We start from the raw sequence: 15,648 nt of genomic DNA, 5'->3' as shown, positions 1-15,648 counted from the left end.
CGGCGAGACTATCGAAAGTCTCGCCGGGCGCCATCTGGATGCGAGAGTGTCAGGGCCGGTTTCCGCTGACGGCTACGGCGCCCGCCTCTCCGGCAGGCCTTGCGCCGCGCGGATCAGCTGGACGAACTCGGCGCGTTCGCCGTAGGGGTCGTCGCCGCGCGCGCCCTGGGCCTGGTCGAGGATCTGGGTCCAGCCGTAGTCGGGCGCCAGCCAGGGGTCGGCGCGCAGTTTCTGGCCGAAGGCGGCGACGGCCAGGGCCCAGCGGGTGGCCTCGGGCGGTTGGGTCGAGGCGGCGGAGCCGGGGTTGCGGATCGGCTGTTCGATCAGGCGCGACGTCGGCTGGCCCGGCAGCTTGTAGCGGACCTTGATGAAGCCGAGCTCGTTGCCGCGCGCGGCGGGCGCCGCCTCGGGACGGGCGGACCCATAGCGACGCTCGCTCATCTGGGTCGGCCCGCCGACGGGGGTGATCTCGTAGACGGCGGTGACGCTGGCGCCCGATCCCACCTCGCCCGCATCCACGCGGTCGTTGTTGAAGTCCTCCTCGTTCAGCAGGCGGGTCTCGTAACCGATCAGCCGGTATTCGGCGACGCGGGCCGGGTTGAACTCGACCTGGATCTTGACGTCGTCGGCGATGGGGAAGGCGCCCCGGTCGAAGCGGTCGCCGAACTGGCGGCGGGCCTCCTCCAGGTCATTGATATAGGCCGCCACGCCATTGCCGGCCTGGCTGATCGCCTGCATGCGGGCGTCCTGATAGTTGCCGCGTCCGAAGCCGTAGACCGACAGGTAGATGCCCGTTCCGCGCTTCTCGGCCACATAGTCCTCCAGCCGCTTGTTGTCGGTCACCCCGACGTTGAAGTCGCCGTCGGTGAACATCAGGATGCGGTTGACCTTGTCGCGGGCGAAGCTGGCCTGGGCCTGGTCATAGGCGTTGGTCATGCCGGTGGCCCCGGCCGTGCCGCCCGAGGCATAGAGGCTGGCCACGGCGCAGCGCATCCTCAACTTGTCCGTGCCGGGGGTGGGGGCCAGGGTCGTGCCCGCGCCCTCGGCGTAATAGGTGACGGCCAGGGTGTCCTGCGGCCGCAGCCTGTCGATGGCCAGGTTCATGGCCCGCTTGGCCAGATCCAGCTTGTCGGGGCTGCCCATGGAGCCGGACACGTCGACCAGGAACGTCAGGTTCAGCGGCTTCCGCTGGCCTGTCGGCAATTCATAGCCCTGAAGTCCGACATGGACGATCTGGCGGCCGGAGGCCCACGGCGCGGCGGCGACGGTCGTGGAGACGGCGAAGGGTTCGCTCGCGGAGGTCGGGGCGGCATAGCCGTAGTCGAAATAGTTGATCAGCTCCTCGACCCGCACCGCGTCGCGCGGCGGCGGGGTCCCGCCGCGCAGGAAGCGGCGGACGTTGGCGTAGGCGGCCGTGTCCACGTCGATGGAGAAGGTCGAGACCGGGTCGGTCGCGGTGCGCTTGACCGGGTTGGGTCGGGCGTCGGGATAGCGTTCGGTGTCGACGGGCGGTGGGACGATCTGGCCCGGGACAGGAGCGGGTCGGACGATGCGACCGCCGGTGACGACAGCGCCGTCGATGGAGGTCACGCGCCCCGAGGCGTCGGTCGTGATCACCGCCGGGCGTGACGGCGCGGGTGGGGCCGGGGGCGGCGGCGGGCCGGGGACGATGACCGGTGGGCCCATGTATTCGACCCGGTCCTCCTTCTTCGTCGGCTGGATCGGCAGGGCGATCGGCGGCGGGGGCGCGTTGGCCGTGGTCGTCGGAGGGCGAACCTGAAGTCGGGGCGGAGGAGGGCTGACAGGAGAGGGCGGGGGCGGCGGGGCGATGCCCGGGTTACGCGCCAGCGGCATGGCGGTCGGGACCGGCCTCTGTCCGCGCGTCAGGTCATAACCGAGTGGAGCGCAGGCGGCGGGCGTGGCCTCGCCGTCCGTCACCCGGCGCGACGGCGAGGGCACATCGGGCGCGACCGGCGGCGGGGCGGCGCCGATCATGGACAGGCCGGCGAGGGCGGCGAAGCCCTGGCGAATGACGGTGCGCATCGATTCCTCCCGGTGATGTCGTTGCCGTCATTGGCCGAGTGGCGTTCGGCGGAACTGTGGCCGAGACGCGACCAAATCGGACAATGGCCGGGCTGTGTCGATTATGGCGCGCTGATCGATGCGGCGGGCTCGCAAAGTCGGCCGGGAAACCCCACTATCCCGTTTCTGCAAGAGACGGGGCGAGACGGCATGGCGGCGGAAGCGGCGGGCGCGATGGATCTGGGGCACGGCGTCGTCCTGCTGGCGGCGGGCGTGCTGGCCGTGCCGCTGTTCAAACGGCTGGGGCTGGGCGCGGTGCTGGGCTATCTGGCCGCCGGCCTGGCCATCGGCCCGTTCGGCTTCGGCCTGATCCAGAACGCCGAGGCCATTCTCCATGTCGCCGAACTGGGCGTGGTGCTGTTCCTGTTCATCATCGGACTGGAGATGCGGCCCGCCAAGCTCTGGGGGCTGAGGAAGGAGATCTTCGGCCTGGGCTTGGCCCAGGTGGTCGGGTGCGGCCTCTTGCTGACGGGCGTCGCCATGGCCTTTGGAGTGTCCGCGCCGATCGCCTTCGTCGGAGCCATGGGCTTCGTCCTGTCGTCCACAGCCGTCATCAAGCAGATGCTGGACGAGGCGAACGAGATCAACACGCCCGCCGGGCAGAAGGCGGTGTCCATCCTGCTGCTCGAAGACCTGGCCATCGTGCCGCTGCTGGCCATCGTGGCGGTCATGGCGGCGGCGCTCGGCGTGGCCCAGGACGGGCCGCCCTGGTGGGTCGCCATCGGCCTGGCCGTCGCGGCCATCGGCGGGGTGCTGGTGGCGGGCAAGTATCTGATCAATCCGATCTTCGGCCTCCTGGCCAAGCACGGCGGGCGGGAGGTCATGCTGGGCGCGGCCCTTCTGGTCGTGTTCGGCGCGGCCTGGACCATGCATCTGGGCGGGCTGTCGATGGCCATGGGCGCCTTCCTGGCCGGGGTGCTGCTGTCGGACAGCAGCTTCCGGCATCAGCTGGAGGCCGACGTCGATCCGTTCCGGTCGCTGTTGCTGGGCCTGTTCTTCCTCAGCGTCGGCATGTCGCTGAATCTCGACACCGTCATGGCCGACTGGCGCTGGGTGATCGGCGGGGTCCTGCTGTTCATGGCGGTCAAGGGCTTCGGCATCTACGCCATCGCCCGTCTGTTCCGGTCCAGCCACCGCGAGGCGCTGGAGCGGTCGGCTCTGTTCGCGCAAGGGGGCGAGTTCGCCTTCGTCCTCTACGCCGGGGCCCTGACGGCGGGCCTGTTCGATGCCCGGACGGGGGCGATCTTCAGCGCCATCGTCATCCTGTCGATGGTCCTGACGCCCCTGGTGACCCTGGCGGTGCGGCGGTTCCTGCTGCGGCCCGAGGCGGTGTCGATCGACGATCTGGACGGGGTGGATCGTCCCGAGGGCCTGCGCGAGCGGGTGTTGATCGTCGGCTTTGGCCGCTTCGCCCAGGTGGTGTCCCAGCCCCTGCTGGCGCGGGATATAGACGTCTCGATCATCGACAACGACGTGGAGATGGTCCAGGCGGCGTCGCAGTTCGGCTTCAAGGTCTATTACGGCGACGCGACCCGGCTCGACGTGCTGCGGGCCTCGGGCGCCGGGACGGCCGAGACCATTCTCGTCTGCGTCGACAAGCCCGAGGCGGCGGACCGGATCGTCGAGCTCGTGCGGTCCGAATTCCCCCTGACCAAGCTGTTCGTGCGCGCCTTCGACCGGGGTCATTCGATCCGCCTGATCCAGGCCGGGGTCGAGTTCCAGATCCGCGAGACCTTCGAATCCGCCCTGGCCTTCGGCGACCATGTGCTGAAGGATTTGGGCGTGTCGGCCGAGGACGTGGCCGAGACGATCGAGGACGTCCGTCGTCGCGACGAGGAACGTCTGACCCTGCAACTGACCGGCGGGCTTCAGGCCGGTCGCAGCCTGATGCGCGGCAACGCCGTGACGCCCAAGCCCGAGCCCTACGTCAAGCCGCGCCGGGCCGGTCAGGTGCTGAACGAAACGCCCGAGGGAGAGGGCGCCGAACCGCGCGAACAGGCCGGAGCGGACATCTGACGCCGGCGCCGAGGCGGCATCTGATGCCGCGAAACCACAGTCCGGACTATCCACAGTTTGCGGCCACGCTTGACGGAACGCCGATTCTCAATCCGCATTGGCCTCCTGAAGGAGCGCGCCATGCCACGCCAGACCAACAAGCCGGATCTGCATCTCGTCCCCCCGGCCCCTGAGCCGACCGAACCGCAGCCGATCAGCGGCTTCAGCGCGGTCTATGATCTGATGCGGGCGCCGGAGACCACGGCCGAACGGGTAAGGCGGCTGCAGGCCGAGGCCCGCGCCCTCGCCATGGAGGAGGTCGAGGCCCTGGACCGGCTGCTGGTCCAGGCGGCCACGGCGGCCAAGGCCATCGCCGAGGGCGGCGACGCCTATCCGGTCGGCGCGCGCGAGATCGCGGCGCGTCTGTCCGCCGATCTGCCGAACAAGGCCGAGACCCTGCGCATGATCCTCAGCCGGATGGACTGACGCAGGCGGGCCTCACCCCTCCCACTGGAAGACCTCGCCGATCTCGACGCCGAAGACGGCGGCGATGCGAAAGGCGGCCTCGAGGCTGGGCGAATACTTGCCCTGTTCGATGGCGACGATGGTCTGGCGCGTCATGCCGATATGGTCGGCCAAGGCGGCCTGGGTCATTTCGCCGGCATGAAAACGCAGTTCGCGGATGCGGTTGCGGATCGGCGGCGGCGCCTTGCCGATCACCATCAGACCTGCTCCAGACGGGCGGGCAGGGGGGCGCCGTCCAGGCTCAGCCGACATTCGGCGAGGTTCAGCCCGAGACTCATCGCCAGCGAGATGATCAGGGCCAGGCCCAGACCTGCGCCGGTCGCCGCCCGCAGCCATTCGAGCATGCGCGCCTTCAACCCTATGGCCTTGCGTTCGCCCCGCATCAGCGCAGCCCCCGCAGCAGGGCCAGGGTGAAGCCGGCGCGGATCAGCTCCGACAGCACGACACAGGCCAGGAGGACATTGGATAACAGGACCATCAGATTGCCGGTGACGGCGAAGACCGCCCGGCCGCCGACCATGTTGTCGTCGATCACACCGGCGAACCAGGCGACGATGGCGACGCTCATGACCAGGGCGATCAGGGCCATCAGGGAGATGTGGCTGGCCTTGAGGGCGGCGAGCATTTCGCGCTCGTCGCGTGTCTGACGCGCCTTCTTGAGCGTAGTGACAGTGGCGAGAAAAGTCAGGACGACCTCGATCAGGACCACGATCACCAGACAGGCCGCGAAGGCCATGCCGAGATCGCCGGTGAAGTGATCGTCGCCCAGCTTCCCGTCCAGCACATGCCGGATCACGAACCAGAAATACCAGCCCCAGACGCCGACGGTGGCGACGATGCTGATCCAGAGATGCTTTTCGCGAAAGGTCATGAGGCGGGCCCGACAGCGTTGAACGAGGCAGTCATGTCGCATTCACCGGACGTTATGTCCAATATTTTTTACATCATGTCCTGATTTTTATATATCTGCATTGCTTCCGCATGGGACCGAGGTTCACTTTCGGCTTTTGGACCGAAGCCAACGCCCGATCAGGTGAGTGATGGCGCCTACCGCCACGTTGCCAAGAACAATCAACACGCCTTGGGTCCTGTCATTTGGCGGCGCAAAGAAGAGGAAAGGGACCATGCACAGCGCACAGCCGAAAATCGCGGCCCCAACATAGAAAAAGAGGCTCGCTCTAGACGGATGAGAAAATCTCGACGCCATCAGACAATGCTCCCCGACTTTTCGGCGGCCATCTCGCCCAGTTTCAGCACCGTGTTCCAGTTGCGGCCGGTGCCCATGCCGAGCATTTTCGGCGTCGCCTTCTTGAAGATGGCGCTCTCGCCCTGGCCGCTGGGGAACCAGAAATAGAGGATGTCGTCCACCGCTTCGACCGCCTCGCCGCCTGAGGCCAGTTCGCGGCACGCGTCCAGGGCGCCGTCCTTGATCCCGGCCTTCATGACCATGGCCACGACCTTGGCCGGGTGGGCGGCGGCCTCGGCCGGGAAGGGGTTGGCCGCGATCAGTCGGGCCCACTGGTGTGGGGTACGGACCATGGCGGCGATCTTCAGGCCGAAGCGTGTCTCCATCTCCCGCTCGATGGCGGTTTCCAGCGCAGCGGTCGCCATGCCGCTTTCGACCACCAGGTTGCCGCTGGCCTGAAGCGTGCGCGGGTTCTTCAGCCCCATGGCGAGCGCCATCTCGCGCTGCTCTCCGACCGGGGCGCGGACCCCGCCTGTGTTCATGCCGCGGAAGAGGATGATGCGGTGGTCGGTCAATGCAGGCTCGTGGCTTGGAGGTGTGGAGACGACTCTATCACGCCCCGTCACCCTCGGGCTTGAACCGAGGGCCGGCGCCTCGGCAGGGGGAGAGGGGAAGCCGTCCCCGCGATCTCGGCCCCATCCTGCGATCGGTTTCGTCTAACCGGTGGCCCTCGGGTCAAGCCCGAGGGTGACGGGATTTTTGACGGGGGCGCTGCGCCATTGTCCGACCGCTTCACCGCTTCTGACACACGGGGCAGAAGAAGGTCGAGCGCCCGCCCTGGACGATGCGTTTGACCACGCCCGAACAGTCCGCAGTGCGGCAAGGCTGGCCCTCGCGGCCATAAACGTCGAAGCGGTGCTGGAAATAGCCCTGGCCCCCGTCAGCGTTGGCGAAGTCGCGCAGGGTCGAGCCGCCCGCCGCGATGGCGTCCTCCAGCACCCGGCGGATCTCGGCGGTCAGGCGCTCCAGACGCGGACGCGAGACCTTGCCCGCCGCCGTCAGGGGTGAGATCCCGGCGCGATACAGGGCCTCGCAGACATAGATATTGCCCAGGCCCGCCACGATCCGCTGGTCCAGCAGCGAGACCTTGATGTTCTGGGCCTTGCCGCGAAACGCCTCGGCCAGATGGGCGGCCGAGAAGTGGTTGCCGAGGGGTTCGGGCCCGAGGTTGGCGAACCAGGCATGGTTCTCGACAGCGCCGGAGGAAATCAGACCCATGAAGCCGAAGCGGCGGGCGTCGGCGAAACCCACGCGGGTCAAGAGCCCGTCGCGCGCGGCGCACAGGCTCATGTGCTCATGCTTGCCGACGATGGGGGCGGTCTCCTCGAACTCTCCGACCTGTTCCCCGTCCAGGGTGAAGCGGCCGGTCATGCCCAGATGCGTCACCCAGGTCTCGCCCGTCGACAGGGGCATGAGCAGGTATTTGGCGCGCCGCGCGATCCGTTCGACCACGGCGCCGTCCAGCCGTTCGACGAAGCGCTCGGGAAAGGGAAACCGCAGGTCGGGCCGGTTCTGGCGCACGCGCGTCAGGCGCGACCCCTCCAGCACGGGCGCCAGTCCGCGCCGGACGGTCTCGACCTCGGGAAGTTCGGGCATGGGAAAGAAGTGATGAGTGAGTAGTGACGGGTGAGTAGTGGGTAGGGGAAAGGCCGCAGCTGGTCGAGGGGTGGTGGTCGCGCGGCGTGTGGCCATGGCGAAGCGCTTCGGCGTGAGAGTTTGGCGGATTTCCAAACCCGATACCCGGCCCACCACTCACTAATCACTACTCACTCTTCACACCTCATCACGCCCTCTAGCCAGCACCCGCATTTCCGGCTTACCTCCGCCGTTCGAGAGGGAACCCGATGACCGATACGCCGACCGCCCACAAAACGGCCCCCAGCCCCGCGCGGCGCGTGGAGCTGACCATCCGCGCCCTGATCCTGGGCTGTCTGCTGGCCGTGATCTTCACCGCCGCCAATACCTATCTGGGCCTGAAGGTCGGGCTGACCTTCGCCTCGGCCATCCCGGCGGCGGTCATCTCCATGGCCATCCTGCGGATGTTCAAGACCTCGACCATCTGGGAGAACATGACCGTTCAAACGGTCGCGTCGGTCGGCGGCGCGATGAGCTCGATCATCTTCGTCCTGCCCGGCCTGGTCATGGTGGGCTGGTGGCTGGAGTTTCCGTTCTGGGAATCGGTGCTGATCTGCGTGTTCGGCGGGATCCTGGGGGTGACCTTCTCCATCCCGCTGCGTCGCGCCCTGGTGGTCGAGGCCGGCCTGCCCTACCCCGAGGGCGTGGCGGCGGCCGAGGTCCTGACGGTCGGTTCCCGCGGGGCCGAACAGACCGAGGCTGCGGTGCGCGAAAACAAGGCCGGGTTGTGGGTCGTCGTCACCGGGGCGATCGTCTCGGCGGGATACGCCCTGCTGGTCTCTGGCCGTGTCTTCGCGGGCGAGGCGGCGCGGTTTCTCAAGCTTCCGGCGGCGCTCGGCGGCGGGGCCACGGGTCTCGGGTTCGGGATGCAGTTCGCGTTGCTGGGCGCAGGGCACCTCATCGGCCTGACCGTGGGTCTTGCCCAGGCCTTCGGCCTCCTGCTGGCCTGGGGGATCGCCGTGCCGATCCTGACCAGCCCGGACACCATCGCCTGGCTGACGGCCCATGGCATCCCCTCCATCGCCACGACCTTGCCTGCCGGCGTGGGCGCCGAGGAGTTGGCCTCGACCGTCTGGCGGCGCGAGGTTCGGTTCATGGGGGCGGGCGTCATCGGCGTCGCCGCCATCTGGACCCTCATCAAACTGGCCGGGCCCTTGATCGGCGGGCTGACGTCGGCCCTGGCCGCCAACCGGCGTCGCAACGCAGGCGAGGTGCTGGACCGCACCGAACAGGATATCCCGATCAACATCGTCGCCGGCCTGTCGGTCGCCTGCCTGATCGGCATCGGCGGCTTGCTGGCCTGGTTCGCGCAAGGCAACGCCACCTTGGCCGGATCGACGGCCCTGCTGGTCGCAGGCGGCCTGATCTATGTCGTCCTCATCGGTTTCGCCGTGGCGGCCATCTGTGGATACATGGCCGGGCTGATCGGGTCATCGAACAGCCCCGTGTCGGGCGTGGGCATCCTGGCCATCGTCATCGCCTCTGTGCTGATGGTGGGAGTGCTGGCCATCGCCGGCCTGCCCGCCGATCCGTCGGTGGTCGCCTTCGCCCTCATCGTCACGGCGGTGGTCTTCGCCGTCGCCGTCATCGCCAACGACAACCTTCAGGATCTGAAGACCGGCCAGCTGGTCCAGGCCACGCCCTGGCGTCAGCAGACGGCCCTGATCGTCGGCGTGGGCGCAGGCGCGATCGTCATCCCTCTGATCCTGAACCTGTTGAACAAGGCCTTCGGCTTCGAGGGCGGACCCGCCGGCATCGCCGACGCGCCTCTGGCCGCGCCCCAGGCGACCCTGATCTCGGCCCTGGCCAAGGGCGTGATCGAGGGCGGTCTACGGTGGGATCTGATCGCGATCGGCGCGGTGATCGGCGTCGTCATCATCGTGCTGGACGTCGTCCTGAACGCCACCACAAAGGGCAGGGTCAAGCTGCCGCCGCTGGCGGTCGGCATCGGCTTCTACCTGCCGGCCGCCGTGACCACGATGCTGGTCATCGGCGCCGTCTGCGGCTGGATCTACGACAGGGCCATCAAGACCACGCGGTTCGCCGACGTTGGCCGCCGCATGGGCGTGCTGCTGGCGTCCGGATTGATCGTGGGCGAGAGCCTGTTCCTGGTCATGACCGCCGGCGTCATCGTCGCCACGGGCAATGACGCCCCCTTCGCCATGCTGCCCGAAGGTTCAGCCTGGCCCGCCATGCTGTCGGGGATCGTGGTCTTCGCCGCCCTGGTGTTCGGCCTTTACAGCTGGATCAAGACGGTGTCGGCCAAGGTCGAGGGGTAGGCGTCTCTCCTCCCCGTCGCCAGGCGGCGAAGGGAGGAGATTTGGTCGTCAAACGCTTGCGCCGAAATCCACCACGATCGGCTCCCGGTCGATCAGGGACAGGAACCGCGCGAAGGCGTCTCCGGTCAGGGCTGTCGTCGCCGTATTGATCAGCGGGTGGAAGTTGACGATCTCGGCCTCGTGCAGGCGCCGGTCCAGGACGAAGGTCACGCGTCGGTCCACATCGTTGATGAGGCCGAGGGCGGTCACCGATCCCGGCCGGACGCCCAGGGTCTCCCACATCAGGGTCTCGTTTCCGAACGACAGCCGGGCCGCGCCCATCGGGACATGGGCGCGTTTGAGGTCGATCACCGTGTCCTGGGCCGCCGAGATCAGCCACAGCTGGCCCTTGGCGTCCTTGAGGAACAGGTTCTTGGTGTGAACGCCGGGCAGGGCGGCCTTGAGCTTAAGCCCTTCCTCGACGCGGAACACGGCCGGGTGGTCGTGGGTGGTCTGGTCGATGCCGTTGTCGGCCATCCAGTCCAGAAGGGCAGCACGATCATAGGATGGTTGAGCGGTCATCGGTTCAGGGGCTAGGGAAGAAGACCCTGTCGTTACCTTGCGGAGCCCGGCCTTGGAACTCGAATGCTATCCGATGGACGACACCCCCTGCGACCTGGTGCCCGGGCGCCAGTCGCGGGACTGGATGGACGCCTTCGCCAGCCGCCACCCCTATCGCTGCCTGCCGCTGAACATGGCCAACACCACCGGCTGGGAGATCCTGTGCCCGTTCGGCTTCAAGGCCGAGTGGAACGGCGGCCCGCGCCAGGAAGACATCGTCATCACCCCGGACCGGCCCCAGCCCAAGCTCAAGTATTTCGTGACGTCCCACTTCTCGCGCGGCGTCCTGACCATGCACCCCCAGTATCTGTTCCGCACCCCGCCGGGCTGGGGTCTGCAATGTTCGGGCGCGCCCAACCATGTGAAGGACGGCATCCAGCCGCTGGTCGGGCTGATCGAGACGGACTGGCTGCCGTTTCCCTTCACCATGAACTGGATCTTCACCCGGCCGGGCCGGATCCGGTTCGATAAGGGCGAGCCCTTCTGCTACATCTCCCTGGTCGAGCAGAAGAAGGCCGAAGCCTTCCAGCCGGTGATCCGGACGCTGGACTCCAACCCGGTGATGAAGGGCCAGTTCGAGGCCTGGAACCGCCAGCGGACCGATTTCAACACCCGTCTGGCCTCGGGCGATCCCGACGCGGCCAAGGAGGCCTGGCAGCGCTTCTACTTCAAGGGCGAACTGCCCGAAGACCTGGGTGCGGCGCCGGCCACCCACGTCAACAAGCGCCGCATGAAGTCGCCCCGGATCGGATAGAAAAAACGCCCCCCGGGTCGGACCGGGGGGCGTCTTCGTCTCGGCAGGGCGGCGGTCAGGCCCGGGGCGGGGCGAACTGCGGGCCGAGGTTGGAGATCACTTCGGCGGCGTTGAAGGCGTTGGGATCGCCGGCCGGCTTTGGCCCGCGGCCCATCACGATCTCGGCGGTGGCTTCAAACTTTTCATACTGGCGGACGTCGAAGTCGCGCGGGCCCCAGAAGGGATCGCGCCACGGGCTCCAGTAGCCGCGGTTGTAGTAGCGCCAGGACGGACCCCAGTAGCCGAGACCCGAATAGGGGGAATAGGCCCAGGGGTCGCTGACGCGGTAACGCTTGTCCACGTCGGTGTTGCGATTGGTCGTGGCGAACCAGTCATAGCCGCTCTCGCGCGTCAGCTCGGCGGCGCGCAACAGCAGGCCGGTCTCCACCCGCTCGCGCGAGGTCAGGGAGTTGCCCTGGAAGCTGACCCGGTAGCGATCGGAATCGATGCGCTGCTCGGCATAGCCGGTGCGGGCGCCGTCGACGCCGACGGGTCGATAGATGGGCTGGGTCGCGCAGGCTGACAGGGTCACGGCCGCCGCGAGGGCGATCAATGCGGCCTTGGGAAGGGTATGCGTCATGATCGGAACTCCTTGGCGCCAGCTTAGCGCCTTTCCGGCTGAACGGAACCTGAACGAAGGGCGTTCCATGGCGGCCGACCGTCGCAGCGCACCTCGATGATCCCGTCTATAATCTGGAGACGATCAGCGCCGATGCAAGCAGCAGCATCAGGCCGACGACGACGCCGAAGCCGCGCCTGAACCGGGGCTGGGACATGCGCCGGGCCAGGGCCGCGCCGCCGAGGCCATAGGCGCTCATCGACAGCACATCCATGCCGATGGTGGCGGCCGCGAACAGGGCCAGCTGGGGCGCCATGGGCCTCTGCACATCCAGGAAAGGCGGCAGGACGGCGGTGAAGAAGAGGATGGCCTTCGGGTTGGCGATCTGGACCATGAAGCCGTTGGCGACGGCGCTGGTCCCGGCCTTCGGTCTGACCTCCGGGTCGGCTTCCTTCGGCTGGTCCGGGTGACGCAGGGCGCCGAACAGGGCCTTGATTCCCAGCCAGGCGACATAGACGGCCCCGGCGATGGAGACCCAGCGGAACACCTGCGGAAAGGCCGTGACCAGGGCGCCCAGACCCAGGGCCGCCGCCCCGAACCAGACCAGGGTGGCGGCGTTCATCCCGACCACGCCGGCCAGTGCGGCCTTGCGCCCCCGCTCAATTCCCGTCGCGACGGCGAACAGATTAGCCGGGCCGGGGGTCACGGCCATCACGGCCATGACGCCGAGAAAGGCGAGATAGAGGTGGGGATCGACGGGCAGGGACGGCATGGCCCGCCGTTTCCGCCGCGCCGGAACTCAGGTCAAGCGGCCAGGGCTCAAGTTGGGAGGGTTCAGCGCGAGGGCGGCGGCGGCGTGGCGGCGGCCTCTTCGTCGGCGGCGGCGGCGTCCGCATCGGCTTCGACGGCGTCGAGGGCCTGGTCGAGGCCGTACTGGGCCATCAGCCCATAGGTGACCATCTGCTCCGGATCGGCCTGGGCCCAGGCCCCGTTGGTCGCCATTCCTTGTGCGCCGACCATGGCCTTGTGCACCTCGGGACTGGTCAGGGCGTTGTCGACGATGGCCTTCAGGTCGATGTCGGCCAGGGCGGCGGCGGCGATCGCTCCGGCATGTTCGGCGATGGCGGCGGTGAAGACCGCGACCTCAGGCTGGTATTCGGCCCAGAGCGCCGCCATCCGGCCTTCGCGCTGGGCCTCGGTCAGGCCCTCGGCCTCCGCGATGGCCTCGGCCCGCTTGCCGAAGGTCTCCATCCGCGCCTCGAAGGCGGCGGAGGCGGCCTCCATGGCGGCCTCGGTCGCCGCTTCTGCAGCCTCGGCCGGGGCGGCCGCTGGCGCCGGAGCGGCCACGGGGGTCTGGGCGACAGCCGCCGAGACGGGCAGGACGGCGAGGGCGACGACGAGGCTGGCGAGGCGGATCATGACGATCTCTCCGGAGGGGCGCGCGAAACCTCTCCCCAAGCGCGCCGCCGCTCAAGTGAAATCGCGGTAAGGCGTGAGCCGCTCGATCAAGGGGCCGGCGGCGTGGCGGGCGGCGTCGCGGCTTCGGGCGTCGGCGCGGCGGCGGCCTGTTCGACCTGAGCCCGCACCTGGGCGGGGACGCCCTTGATGGTCGGGCCCACCTGTTCCAGGGCGGCCGTCATGCCGGCGCGCTGATCCTCGGGAACCGCGCCGACCTGGCCGCGGATGAATTCCGTCAGTGTGGCGGCGAAGGCGTCGGCATCGGGCTGATAGCGGGCCTGGATGGCGTCGAGATCGGTCTTGGCCTTGGCCTTGTCGGCCCCGGCGGCGGTCGCGGCGGCCTGCATCTCCTGGCTCATGGCCTCCATCCGGGCGCCGAAGGCCTCGCCGGCGGCCTCGACGGCGGCCTCTTCGGGCGATTTCGCCTCGTCGTCGGCTTCGGGAGCGGGGGCGGTCTGGGGCGTCGGGGCGGCGACCTGTCGGGCCAGGGCGGGCGCGGCGCCCGAAAGAAGCAGGGCGGCGACGGCGGCGGACAGCAGGCGGGACGACATGGGAGAACTCCACAGGAACGCGAGGGACAGGCGGACAGGGTGGCCCATTCCGTCGTTCAGGGCGAGATGATTTCGCGCGGCCGTCGCGATAGGGTCGGCGCATGGCCCGTCTTTCCCTGCTGCCTCTTTCGATCCTGTCGGCCGGTCTGGCGATGCTGGCCGCGGCTCTCCCGCAGGCGGCCTCAGCCCAGTCGCGGACCTATGCCGTTCAGGGCGACTGCGGCGGACGTCCCCGCCTCGAGGTCGGGATGGCGCCCGGCTATTGCATGGGGCGGGTCTGGCAGAGGACGGGGAGCGAGGGGCCGCGCATGCCCCGCACCCTGTTCCGTCTGGCCGACGACGACTGGCTGGTGGCCGATCTGGGCAGTTGGGACGCCGGGCGAGGGGCGATCTGGCGGATGCGGGTCGGGGCCGACGGAACGGTCGGTTGGACCCGGCTGCTGGGCGGTCTGTCGATGCCGCACACGATGGCGCGCGGGCCGGACGGGCGGATCTATGTCGCCGAGATGAGCCGGATCTTCGTTCTGGACCCGGAGCGGCCCAATGCGACGACGGCGGTCGTGTCAGATTTACCTGACAATCGGCTGCACGAAAACCGCCATCCCTTGTCGGCCTTCGTCTTCGAGGCGGACGGGGCCCTGCTGGTCAATGTCGGGGCGCCGTCGGACCGGTGTGTGGATGGGCGAGGGCGGCCGAACCGGGATGCGCGCGGCCAGTGCGCGGAACGGGCGGAGCAGGCGATGGTGCGGCGCTATGCCTATCTGGGGAACGGGCGGTGGAGCCCGGAGTGGACCCCCTACGCCACTGGCCTGAGGAACTCGGTGGCCATGGTCCGGCATCGGTCGGGAGCGGTCTATCAGGGCGAGAACTCCGTCGATCTGAATACGCCCGAGCGGCCGTTCGACGAGATCAACCGGCTGAAGTCGGGCGCGGATTACGGCTGGCCGTATTGCACCGACATGGCGACCGCCCTGCCGGGCTGGACGGCGGCCGAGGCGCGGTGCGGTCGGCGGCTGTCGCCGGTGTCGCTGTTGCCGCCCCACGCGGCGCCCTTGGCCATGCTCTACTATGACGGCGCCATGTTCCCGGAACTGCGCGGGCGGATGCTGATGACCTGGCACGGCCACCGCCGCGCGGCCGGCCGGATCGCCGCCATCGAGGTGGATGCAGAGGGCGCGCCCCTGACCGACCGCCCGGCGCGCTACGCCATCTATCCGCGCGGCTCCATGCCCTATCCGGCCGACGCGCCGGCGCCACGCGCGAAGGTGCTGACGCCGGGCTGGAACGCGGTCCGGGGGACACGGCCGCAGGGCTCGCCGGTCGGAATGGCCGTGGCGGGGGACGGCGCGATCTGGGTGGCGGATGATCGGGCGGCGGCGGTGCTGAGGATCGCGCGGGACTGAAAGAGGCTTCCTTCTCCCGGCGGGAGAAGGTGGCTCGCGCAGCGAGACGGATGAGGGGTTGGCGTGTCCGGTGAGGCGCGGACAGGGCTGCCCCTCACCCTTTCGCGCAGACCGATAGCTGACGCTCTCGGGCGCTCAAGCCCTCTCCCGCCGGGAGAGGGTTCTCTACCCCTGACGCGCATCCCGTTTCGCCAGAACCCGCAGGCGCAGAGCGTTCAACTTGATGAAGCCGGCGGCGTCCTTGTGGTCGTAGGCCTGGACGCCTTCCTCGAAGGTGACGAGGTCCTGATCGTAGAGGCTGTACGGGCTCTCGCGGCCGATGACCGAGACATTGCCCTTGTAGAGCTTGACCTTGACCGTGCCGGTCACCTTTTCCTGCGACTTGTCGATGGCGGCCTGCAGCATCTCGCGCTCGGGCGAGAACCAGAAGCCGTTGTAGATCAGCTCGGCGTATTTCGGCATCAGCTGGTCCTTCAGGTGCATGGAGCCGCCGTCCAGGGTGATGCTTTCGATGCCGCGGTG

The 15,648-nt window shown here is 68.6% G+C and carries 16 protein-coding genes and 1 pseudogene; 5 read left to right on the top strand and 12 right to left on the bottom strand.

Features of this window, described 5'->3' with window-relative positions:
- Window positions 1–72: 72 nt before the first annotated feature.
- Complete coding sequence (locus ACT6QK_RS09500) at window positions 73–2,043, bottom strand: vWA domain-containing protein (protein ID WP_444597590.1); 1,971 nt, start codon at window positions 2,041–2,043, stop codon at window positions 73–75.
- Between the two features lie 189 nt (window positions 2,044–2,232).
- On the opposite strand from ACT6QK_RS09500, the gene ACT6QK_RS09495 reads away from it, so the two are divergent.
- Together ACT6QK_RS09495 and ACT6QK_RS09490 are read left to right on the top strand one after the other, a co-directional pair.
- A complete protein-coding gene (locus ACT6QK_RS09495) occupies window positions 2,233–4,098 on the top strand; it encodes a monovalent cation:proton antiporter-2 (CPA2) family protein (protein ID WP_444597589.1) in 1,866 nt (621 codons plus the stop codon).
- A gap of 120 nt (window positions 4,099–4,218) precedes the next feature.
- On the top strand, window positions 4,219–4,563 hold the full coding sequence (locus tag ACT6QK_RS09490) for a hypothetical protein (protein ID WP_444597588.1): 345 nt from the start codon (window positions 4,219–4,221) through the stop codon (window positions 4,561–4,563).
- A 12-nt stretch (window positions 4,564–4,575) separates the two neighbouring features.
- On the opposite strand, the gene ACT6QK_RS09485 is transcribed toward ACT6QK_RS09490, so the two are convergent.
- The 5 genes from ACT6QK_RS09485 to mutM form a co-directional block, all read right to left on the bottom strand.
- A complete protein-coding gene (locus ACT6QK_RS09485; RefSeq protein ID WP_444597587.1) occupies window positions 4,576–4,800 on the bottom strand; it encodes a helix-turn-helix transcriptional regulator in 225 nt (74 codons plus the stop codon).
- Window positions 4,800–4,985, bottom strand: coding sequence for a hypothetical protein (locus ACT6QK_RS09480; RefSeq protein WP_444597586.1), 186 nt, complete (start codon window positions 4,983–4,985; stop codon window positions 4,800–4,802). Before ACT6QK_RS09480 ends, ACT6QK_RS09485 begins: the two co-directional genes overlap by 1 nt.
- On the bottom strand, window positions 4,985–5,473 hold the full coding sequence (locus ACT6QK_RS09475) for a hypothetical protein (protein ID WP_444597585.1): 489 nt from the start codon (window positions 5,471–5,473) through the stop codon (window positions 4,985–4,987). Before ACT6QK_RS09475 ends, ACT6QK_RS09480 begins: the two co-directional genes overlap by 1 nt.
- Window positions 5,474–5,808: 335 nt before the next feature.
- Window positions 5,809–6,363, bottom strand: a complete 555-nt coding sequence (locus ACT6QK_RS09470; RefSeq protein WP_444597584.1) for a DUF1697 domain-containing protein — start codon at window positions 6,361–6,363, stop codon at window positions 5,809–5,811.
- Between the two features lie 217 nt (window positions 6,364–6,580).
- Complete coding sequence (gene mutM, locus ACT6QK_RS09465) at window positions 6,581–7,444, bottom strand: bifunctional DNA-formamidopyrimidine glycosylase/DNA-(apurinic or apyrimidinic site) lyase (RefSeq protein WP_444597583.1); 864 nt, start codon at window positions 7,442–7,444, stop codon at window positions 6,581–6,583.
- Between the two features lie 248 nt (window positions 7,445–7,692).
- On the opposite strand from mutM, the gene ACT6QK_RS09460 reads away from it, so the two are divergent.
- Window positions 7,693–9,762, top strand: a complete 2,070-nt coding sequence (locus ACT6QK_RS09460; RefSeq protein ID WP_444597582.1) for an OPT family oligopeptide transporter — start codon at window positions 7,693–7,695, stop codon at window positions 9,760–9,762.
- Between the two features lie 48 nt (window positions 9,763–9,810).
- Here the strand turns inward: ACT6QK_RS09460 and ACT6QK_RS09455 are convergent, their stop codons facing one another.
- Entirely contained in the window at window positions 9,811–10,323 is a 513-nt protein-coding gene (locus ACT6QK_RS09455) for a prolyl-tRNA synthetase associated domain-containing protein (protein ID WP_444597581.1), read from the bottom strand.
- Window positions 10,324–10,375: 52 nt separating this feature from the next.
- Between ACT6QK_RS09455 and ACT6QK_RS09450 the strand changes: the two genes are divergently transcribed.
- Window positions 10,376–11,116, top strand: a complete 741-nt coding sequence (locus ACT6QK_RS09450) for a DUF6065 family protein (RefSeq protein ID WP_444597580.1) — start codon at window positions 10,376–10,378, stop codon at window positions 11,114–11,116.
- 55 nt (window positions 11,117–11,171) lie between these two features.
- On the opposite strand, the gene ACT6QK_RS09445 is transcribed toward ACT6QK_RS09450, so the two are convergent.
- From ACT6QK_RS09445 to ACT6QK_RS09430, 4 genes are all read right to left on the bottom strand, one after another.
- Entirely contained in the window at window positions 11,172–11,735 is a 564-nt protein-coding gene (locus ACT6QK_RS09445; protein ID WP_444597579.1) for a CC0125/CC1285 family lipoprotein, read from the bottom strand.
- A gap of 106 nt (window positions 11,736–11,841) precedes the next feature.
- On the bottom strand, window positions 11,842–12,486 hold the full coding sequence (locus ACT6QK_RS09440) for a LysE family translocator (RefSeq protein ID WP_444597578.1): 645 nt from the start codon (window positions 12,484–12,486) through the stop codon (window positions 11,842–11,844).
- A 62-nt stretch (window positions 12,487–12,548) separates the two neighbouring features.
- Window positions 12,549–13,133: a hypothetical protein gene (locus tag ACT6QK_RS09435; protein WP_444597577.1), complete on the bottom strand. Its 585-nt coding sequence runs from the start codon at window positions 13,131–13,133 to the stop codon at window positions 12,549–12,551.
- An 86-nt stretch (window positions 13,134–13,219) separates the two neighbouring features.
- Window positions 13,220–13,723: a translation initiation factor IF-2 gene (locus ACT6QK_RS09430; protein WP_444597576.1), complete on the bottom strand. Its 504-nt coding sequence runs from the start codon at window positions 13,721–13,723 to the stop codon at window positions 13,220–13,222.
- A 101-nt stretch (window positions 13,724–13,824) separates the two neighbouring features.
- Here ACT6QK_RS09430 and ACT6QK_RS09425 point away from each other — a divergent pair, with 101 nt between their 5' ends.
- The gene (locus ACT6QK_RS09425) at window positions 13,825–15,126 is read left to right on the top strand and encodes a PQQ-dependent sugar dehydrogenase (RefSeq protein WP_444597575.1); all 1,302 of its coding nucleotides are present in this window, start codon (window positions 13,825–13,827) and stop codon (window positions 15,124–15,126) included.
- 165 nt (window positions 15,127–15,291) lie between these two features.
- Here the strand turns inward: ACT6QK_RS09425 and ACT6QK_RS09420 are convergent.
- Window positions 15,292–15,648: pseudogene (locus ACT6QK_RS09420) on the bottom strand (argininosuccinate synthase); the annotation flags it as partial.

Source organism: Brevundimonas sp. (assembly GCF_052436175.1).
In the GTDB taxonomy this organism is placed as follows: domain Bacteria; phylum Pseudomonadota; class Alphaproteobacteria; order Caulobacterales; family Caulobacteraceae; genus Brevundimonas.
Note: the sequence above shows the minus strand (reverse complement) of the source record. Positions and strands in the feature narration are given on the sequence as shown.

Excerpts from the sequence above, each read along its gene's own strand:
- ACT6QK_RS09490 (WP_444597588.1), top strand. The coding sequence starts at position 4,219 with ATGCCACGCCAGACCAACAAGCCGGATCTGCATCTCGTCCCCCCGGCC.
- ACT6QK_RS09440 (WP_444597578.1), bottom strand. The coding sequence starts at position 12,486 with ATGCCGTCCCTGCCCGTCGATCCCCACCTCTATCTCGCCTTTCTCGGC.
- ACT6QK_RS09475 (WP_444597585.1), bottom strand. The coding sequence starts at position 5,473 with ATGACCTTTCGCGAAAAGCATCTCTGGATCAGCATCGTCGCCACCGTC.
- ACT6QK_RS09445 (WP_444597579.1), bottom strand. The coding sequence starts at position 11,735 with ATGACGCATACCCTTCCCAAGGCCGCATTGATCGCCCTCGCGGCGGCC.
- ACT6QK_RS09430 (WP_444597576.1), bottom strand. The coding sequence starts at position 13,723 with ATGTCGTCCCGCCTGCTGTCCGCCGCCGTCGCCGCCCTGCTTCTTTCG.
- ACT6QK_RS09480 (WP_444597586.1), bottom strand. The coding sequence starts at position 4,985 with ATGCGGGGCGAACGCAAGGCCATAGGGTTGAAGGCGCGCATGCTCGAA.
- ACT6QK_RS09485 (WP_444597587.1), bottom strand. The coding sequence starts at position 4,800 with ATGGTGATCGGCAAGGCGCCGCCGCCGATCCGCAACCGCATCCGCGAA.
- ACT6QK_RS09460 (WP_444597582.1), top strand. The coding sequence starts at position 7,693 with ATGACCGATACGCCGACCGCCCACAAAACGGCCCCCAGCCCCGCGCGG.
- ACT6QK_RS09425 (WP_444597575.1), top strand. The coding sequence starts at position 13,825 with ATGGCCCGTCTTTCCCTGCTGCCTCTTTCGATCCTGTCGGCCGGTCTG.
- ACT6QK_RS09435 (WP_444597577.1), bottom strand. The coding sequence starts at position 13,133 with ATGATCCGCCTCGCCAGCCTCGTCGTCGCCCTCGCCGTCCTGCCCGTC.
- mutM (WP_444597583.1), bottom strand. The coding sequence starts at position 7,444 with ATGCCCGAACTTCCCGAGGTCGAGACCGTCCGGCGCGGACTGGCGCCC.
- ACT6QK_RS09500 (WP_444597590.1), bottom strand. The coding sequence starts at position 2,043 with ATGCGCACCGTCATTCGCCAGGGCTTCGCCGCCCTCGCCGGCCTGTCC.
- ACT6QK_RS09455 (WP_444597581.1), bottom strand. The coding sequence starts at position 10,323 with ATGACCGCTCAACCATCCTATGATCGTGCTGCCCTTCTGGACTGGATG.
- ACT6QK_RS09495 (WP_444597589.1), top strand. The coding sequence starts at position 2,233 with ATGGCGGCGGAAGCGGCGGGCGCGATGGATCTGGGGCACGGCGTCGTC.